Raw genomic sequence first — 7,078 nt, 5'->3', positions numbered from 1 at the left:
TCATATCGCCTTTTTCTACAGCGTCGACAACTTGTAATTTAAAGCCTAATGAATAATCTCGTTGTGTTCGTTTGATCGGTGTATTATTTGACTTGGTCATAATAAGTCCTAAATGTGTAAACACATTTCAGGACGAGACAAAAAGTTAATAAAAAAGCCCGCATATATAATGCGGGCCTTTTACAGTAAAACTCAATTAGTTACTTATTACACAGCTTGCTGAACAATTACTTGATCTGCCTTTTTAGTGTATTGAGGCATACGGTGGAAGTTCAGGTAGCGATAAGTATCAGCTGCTGTTGCGTTGATCTTATCTGCGTACTCTTGATATTCAGCCGGTGTAGGCAGTTTACCTAGAATTGCAGCAACCGCTGCAAGCTCTGCTGATGCTAAGAATACGTTTGCGCCAGTACCAAGACGGTTAGGGAAGTTACGAGTAGACGTAGACACAACTGTCGCCTTATCAGCAACGCGTGCTTGGTTACCCATACATAATGAACACCCTGGAGTTTCAATACGCGCACCTACACGACCAAAGATACCGTAGTAACCTTCGTCAGTAAGCTGATCTTTATCCATCTTCGTTGGAGGAGCAACCCATAACTGAGTTGGAATACGACCGCTGAAGCCATCAAGAAGTTTACCCGCAGCACGGAAGTGACCAATGTTAGTCATACAAGAACCGATGAATACTTCGTCGATTTTCTCGCCTGTAACGTCAGATAGTAAACGTGCGTCATCTGGGTCATTTGGCGCACAAAGAATAGGTTCTTTGATTTCAGCTAGGTCGATTTCAAGTACGTGCTTGTACTCTGCATCGGCATCCGCTTCCATAAGCTCTGGGTTCGCTAACCACTCTTGCATTGCATTAATACGACGTTCGATAGTACGAACATCACCGTAACCTTCAGAGATCATCCACTTAAGCATGACAATGTTTGACTCAAGGTATTCAGCGATAGATTCTTTAGAAAGTTTAACGGTACAACCTGCCGCTGAACGCTCAGCTGACGCATCAGAAAGCTCAAATGCTTGCTCAACTGTTAAGTGCTCAACACCTTCGATTTCTAGTACACGACCAGAGAATTCGTTGATTTTACCTTTCTTCTCAACAGTTAGAAGACCTTCTTTAATACCGTAGTAAGGGATAGCATGTACTAGGTCACGTAATGTGATACCTGGCTGCATTTCACCTTTGAAACGTACTAAGATTGACTCAGGCATATCAAGTGGCATTACACCTGTTGCAGCTGCGAATGCTACCGCACCCGAACCTGCTGGGAATGAAATACCTAGCGGGAAACGCGTATGCGAGTCACCACCCGTACCTACGGTGTCTGGTAATAACATACGGTTTAACCATGAGTGGATTACACCGTCGCCTGGACGAAGTGATACACCGCCACGGTTCATGATGAAATCAGGAAGCGTATGATGAGTGTTTACATCGATTGGCTTAGGATATGCTGATGTATGACAGAAAGACTGCATTGTTAAGTCTGCAGAGAAACCTAAACATGCTAGATCTTTAAGTTCGTCACGTGTCATAGGACCTGTTGTATCTTGCGAACCAACAGTGGTCATTTTCGGCTCACAGTATTGACCAGGACGTACGCCAGGCATGTTACATGCTTTACCAACCATTTTCTGTGCAAGCGTAAAGCCTTTGCCAGAGTCAGTAACAAGAGCAGGTTTGCGGAAGATATCTTCTGCTTCTAGACCTAGAGATGCACGCGCTTTGTCTGTTAGACCACGACCGATAATAAGTGGAATACGGCCACCAGCACGCACTTCGTCAAGAATTACGTCTGATTTTAAAGAGAACGTTGAGATAACTTCATCAGTGCCGTGACGCTTAACCACACCTTCGTAAGGGAAGATATCGATTTGGTCACCCATGTTTAGTTCATCAACAGGTAATTCGATTGGTAATGCACCAGAATCTTCCATCGTGTTGAAGAAAATAGGCGCGATTTTACCGCCTAGACATACACCACCAACACGCTTGTTAGGTACGTGAGGGATATCATCACCCATGAACCAAAGCACTGAGTTAGTTGCAGATTTACGCGATGAACCCGTACCAACTACATCACCAACATACGCGAGCGGTAACCCTTTCGTTTTAAGCTCTTCTAGTTGTGAAATTGGACCAACTTCACCAGGCTTGTCTGGGTTGATACCGTCACGCTCGTTTTTAAGCATAGCTAAAGCGTGCAGTGGGATATCTGGACGAGACCATGCATCAGGTGCAGGTGAAAGATCATCAGTGTTTGTCTCACCCGTTACTTTGAAAACAGTAACAGAGATTTTTTCAGCAACGGCTGGTTTATTTACAAACCATTCTGCATTTGCCCAAGACTCGATAACTTGTTTCGCGAATTCGTTACCAGCCTTCGCTTTTTCTTCTACGTCGTAGAAAGCATCGAACATTAATAATGTGTTTGATAAACCTTTAACGATAATTGGCGCTAACGCTTCGTCGTCTAAAAGTTCAATCATAGGTGCGATGTTGTAACCACCTAACATAGTACCTAATAGCTCTGCCGCTTTTTCTTTTGATACTAATGGTGAGCTTGTTTCACCTTTTGCTACTGCCGCTAAAAAGCCAGCTTTGATGTATGCAGCATCGTCTACGCCTGGTGGTACACGATTAACAAGAAGATCAACGATAAACTCTTCTTCACCTGCAGGTGGGTTTTTAATTAGTTCAATAAGATCAGCCGTTTGCTGAGCATCTAGTGGCGCTGGTACGATACCTAACGCGGCACGTTCTTCTACGTGTTTACGATATTCTTGTAGCACAATATTGCCCTCTTGGTGACGTGAGAGTACTCGGTAGTATTAAACTAAATACAATCATTACCCAGTACTTATAGTATTCTGACGGTTAATTATAAAGCTTTTAAGTATAGATGAAAATCCATGCTGCGGTTAGGCACTTTATATTCACTATAAATAACATGAATAGTGGTAGAAAAAAAAGCTATTCAAATGAATATTTATTAACTAAGAATCATTCCTATCTGCTTTAGCGGTCATTAACAGTGCGTTTAACCCTATTCGCTTTATTAAGCGCATTATTTAAAGGCAAGAAAATCTCGATAATAACAAGACAAAATTTTGTCTTTTAGCTGCTTTTAGCTATTGCTTTTGCATCGCTCTACCAGCTCAATCAATGCAGTCGTAAATCAGACATTTTTAACGCAGCTAGCGACAAATTTAGCACCTCACAATAGTTAAGCGTTATTGTGAACTGGGGTAGGTATTTTTGCAGATTGGCTTAACGACTTATCCTTATGAGCACACTATTTTAACCATAAAAAACCCAGCACTTGGCTGGGTTTTTAAAATTAGTCGCAAAGGTTAATTATTAACGCTCTACTTTTACACGCTCAATAACGCTTACGTGTGCTTCTACACGACGGTTTTCAGCATGTGCTTCAGCTGTATTAGCTGGGTTTTTAAGGCGCTCTTCACCTAAACCAACAGTCGTTAGACGCTCTGCATCGATACCATCTTCAATAAGTTTCTTAGCAACGGCATCAGCACGTTTCTTAGATAACCACTTGTTGTAGTCAGCTTTACCTACAGATGAAGTGTGACCTTCAAGTAGTACTTTAGTGCCTGGATGCTCTTTTAAGAAAGCAGCAGCTTTAGCGATGTCATCTAAGTACTGTTGAGACACTTTAGATGTGTTGTTAGGGAACGTGATTAGTAAGCTCTTCGTTACTTCACGGTCTTCGTATAATGTACAACCCGTGCCGTCAACTGCATCAGTCATCGGTGTGTTAGCACATTGGTCGTCAGCATCAGGGATGTTATCACCATCGCTGTCTACAGGCTCAACAGCAACAGGAACAACTGTTGGAGCTGGCTCAACTGGCTCAGCTGAAGATTCTTGAGCACCAAAAATGTAGCTTAAGCCTAATTTAGCGCCTACATCTGTATAACCACGGTCAAGACCTTGGTATAGAGACGTTTCAGCGTTAAATGCGAAATTGTCAGTGAAGTAATGTTGGTAACCAGCACCTAGGTTAGCGAACATTAGGTCTTCGTCAACTGCATCAAGGTTTTTCAAACCGAAGATACCGTAGAATGGGCCACCACCGAAGTGATATAAACCATCGATACCGTAACGCTTACCGCTTTCTGAACCGCTCATAGTCGTGCCGTCGTTCAGAGCTACGCTGTAATCAAAATCCATATCAGCATACTCAAGACGAGCGCTCCAATAATCGCTGAAGCGATAACCTAGCTCTAAACCCCAACCTGTAGAGTCATCAACATCTAGGCCACCTGGCGCGAAATCGCGAACATTTTCCCAAGACGCATCATAGTAGTCGCCAAATGCACCGATATAAAAACCTTGTTTTTCGGCTGCGAAGCTTGATGCACTAGTTGCAGCTAATGCTAAAGCAATAGTAAGTGATTTTAATTTCATTGTTTCCTTCCCATTTTCACAATTAAAATTGTAGCTAAGTCATCCCAGCTCAATCAGTTTAAACAGAGTAGTCGACTAATAGTTAATCAAAACTTAACACACTCGGTACAGAACAAATATCTTGCCGAGTAATTTCAGTCAATTACCCATAATAATAGGTTATCTAAATAACTTTGCATAACAATGCCTTTAGATCGCTTTGTTAAAATCAGACAAAAGCTGCTTTTTCCGCCTAATTTACTGACCTCAAAACCGATTAAAGTCCATTCCCAATTACACTATTATATTGGTTATTTTTAAATCAACAAGTTGAAAGCAACTTTATTTGTAAATATTCGTTAAAAAGCAAAACTTTAGTGCTATTTTATTGATATAAATCATATCACTGGCAGCTACCTTGCTCAATCGGCGAACACTTAGATTTTAAAAAATGAGCATTTACAGCTGCAATATATTGTTCAACATCGCCCTTAAGTACCACAAAAAGTCTGGTAATGACTATCCCCATCATGAGGGGGCTGGTACCACGCTGCTAATCGCTCTTCATAGCTATACGGGTTTTCTAAGACTTTCAACAACTCACCTATCGATGAACTCGTGCCCGTTTGCTCATATTCAGTCAAGATCATTTCAATATTATGATTACGTGGAATGACTGCAGGATTAACAGCGCGCATCACTCCGTAACTTTCACCCGAAATTCTTAACCGCCATTTACAAAGCCATTCTTTTAAACTACCCGGGAGCGGGAAATCTGTTCGTAATGACTCTGTCAGCGCATTAAATGTGTTCGTGTAATCAAGTTTATGTTGTTTCATCAAAGTGAGTAACTCTGAAACTAATGCTTGATCGCCTGCCTGCTCGCCATCTAAACCTAACTTTAGTCGCCACATGGTATCAAATGCCGTGTTAAACTTAGCAGCAAAGCCATTTATAATCGCTGATAATTCACTGAGCGCACGTTCCTCATCTTTAAAAAGCGGTAATAAGCTTTCTGCAAGACGCGCGCAATTCCAATTTGCAATAGTTGGTTGATTACCAAAAGCATAACGTCCTTGGTGGTCAATAGAGCTAAAAACTGTTTCTAAATCAAACTGATTCATCATTGCACACGGGCCATAATCAATGGTTTCACCACTAATTAATGTGTTATCTGTGTTCATCACACCATGAATAAACCCAATTCGCATCCAGCCCACAACAAGCTCAATCTGCTTATCGATTACCGCCGCTAAAAAGTCTGTAATACGCTGCTCACCTTCACTTTTAATATCAGGAAAATGACAACTAATTGCGTATTCAACTAACTTTTCAAGTCCTTCAATATCACCCTGAGTTGCTAAATATTGAAATGAACCAACACGGATATGGCTATTCGCGACACGCGTTACAACGGCACCGGGTCGTGGGGGTTGTCGGTAAACAGTTTCTCCAGTCGTTACAACAGCAAGGCAACGGGTAGTTGCAATATCTAAGGCCGCCAAGGCTTCACTCATGATATATTCACGTATGGCAGGGCCTAGTGCACAACGACCATCTCCCCCACGCGAAAAAACCGTTGCACCTGCACCTTTTAATTGCAAATCCCATAATGCGCCATGTTTATCTTCAATGGCACCAAGCAAGTGCGCACGACCATCCCCCAAACGCGGCGAAAAATGACCGAATTGATGACCCGAATAGCCAAGCGCCACAGGCTTTACAGCGTTATCTACCTCTGAGCCACTTAAACGTTTTGCTAAAAACTCAGGGTCAGTGCTAATGTCAAACTCGCGGGCTAAATTAGCATTAAATAGCAATAAGTTCGGGTCAGAAACCGCTGTTGGGGTGTCTTCAATTGCTAACAGATCACTAATGTCTGTATATCGGGTGTGCAGTTTCATATTATTCCTTAGGGTGTTGCAATGCCTACTCGGTTATCACCCACTCCATAAGCAACTAATTGACTCAGTGCTTGCAGGCTATAACCACTTTGCTGCTGTAGTTCATTGAAAAAGTTCTGCGCCGCTTGCTGTGATTTTTTGGTCTGCAATCCCCCATCAATGAGCTGATGAGCACGAAGATAACTTTCCACATCTCGCGAGAGCAAAAAGGTATCTTTTCCCATCGCGCGCAACGCATAAGGGCCGGTGTTCCCGCCTAAGCGTGCGCCATGCTTCTTCAAGTAAGCCCATAAACCAATAATGTTGTCGCTGGGCCACTGTGCAATAAATTGGCTAAAGCTTGCATTTTTTTCAGCGACTTCATGGATCATGTAAGCATTTTCAGGAATTGTTTGCACTTTTTTGAAATTGCGAATAATTCGCTCATCCATCGCTTTTTGTTCGAGCATATCAGGTGGCATCATCAATAGTTTTTCGACGCTAAAGTCCCAAAATACTTCACGAAACCCCGCCCATTTATTATTGATTACAGACCAATAGAATCCACTTTGAAATACCTTACGAGTGAACTCCTCCAACCATAAATCATCCGCTATGTTAGCAATATCAGCATCATCGAGCGGGTTTGATAACAGTGCATGCAGCATTTCTTCACTGCCTTTTCTTTTAACGGCTCGTTGATAAATGTCGGTAAACTTTTCCATCATTCTTCCAATTCGTCTGCTTCGTTCTAAGTGTACGTAAAAACGAA

General features: G+C 42.1%; 5 protein-coding genes. All 5 read right to left on the bottom strand.

Annotated elements, in window-relative coordinates; translation table 11 throughout:
* Window positions 1–100 (bottom strand): valyl-tRNA synthetase (locus tag JIG41_RS21630; protein ID WP_199524622.1); only part of this gene is annotated, 100 nt, incomplete at its 3' end.
* 107 nt (window positions 101–207) lie between these two features.
* Window positions 208–2,805 carry a bifunctional aconitate hydratase 2/2-methylisocitrate dehydratase gene (gene acnB / locus JIG41_RS21625; RefSeq protein ID WP_065978931.1) on the bottom strand — a complete coding sequence of 866 codons (2,598 nt, stop codon included), beginning with the start codon at window positions 2,803–2,805 and terminating at the stop codon, window positions 208–210.
* A gap of 568 nt (window positions 2,806–3,373) precedes the next feature.
* The gene (locus tag JIG41_RS21620) at window positions 3,374–4,444 is read right to left on the bottom strand and encodes an OmpA family protein (RefSeq protein WP_075594171.1); all 1,071 of its coding nucleotides are present in this window, start codon (window positions 4,442–4,444) and stop codon (window positions 3,374–3,376) included.
* 470 nt (window positions 4,445–4,914) lie between these two features.
* On the bottom strand, window positions 4,915–6,327 hold the full coding sequence (locus tag JIG41_RS21615; RefSeq protein WP_199525456.1) for a YdiU family protein: 1,413 nt from the start codon (window positions 6,325–6,327) through the stop codon (window positions 4,915–4,917).
* A gap of 8 nt (window positions 6,328–6,335) precedes the next feature.
* On the bottom strand, window positions 6,336–7,031 hold the full coding sequence (locus JIG41_RS21610; RefSeq protein ID WP_074989659.1) for a DNA-3-methyladenine glycosylase I: 696 nt from the start codon (window positions 7,029–7,031) through the stop codon (window positions 6,336–6,338).
* Window positions 7,032–7,078 lie beyond the last annotated feature (47 nt).

It is taken from the genome of Pseudoalteromonas sp. bablab_jr011 (assembly GCF_016464045.1).
In the GTDB taxonomy this organism is placed as follows: Bacteria; Pseudomonadota; Gammaproteobacteria; order Enterobacterales; family Alteromonadaceae; genus Pseudoalteromonas; species Pseudoalteromonas lipolytica.
Note: the sequence above shows the minus strand (reverse complement) of the source record. Positions and strands in the feature narration are given on the sequence as shown.

Coding starts and splice junctions, on each gene's coding strand:
- JIG41_RS21620 (WP_075594171.1), bottom strand. CDS start 4,444: ATGAAATTAAAATCACTTACTATTGCTTTAGCATTAGCTGCAACTAGT.
- JIG41_RS21615 (WP_199525456.1), bottom strand. CDS start 6,327: ATGAAACTGCACACCCGATATACAGACATTAGTGATCTGTTAGCAATT.
- JIG41_RS21610 (WP_074989659.1), bottom strand. CDS start 7,031: ATGGAAAAGTTTACCGACATTTATCAACGAGCCGTTAAAAGAAAAGGC.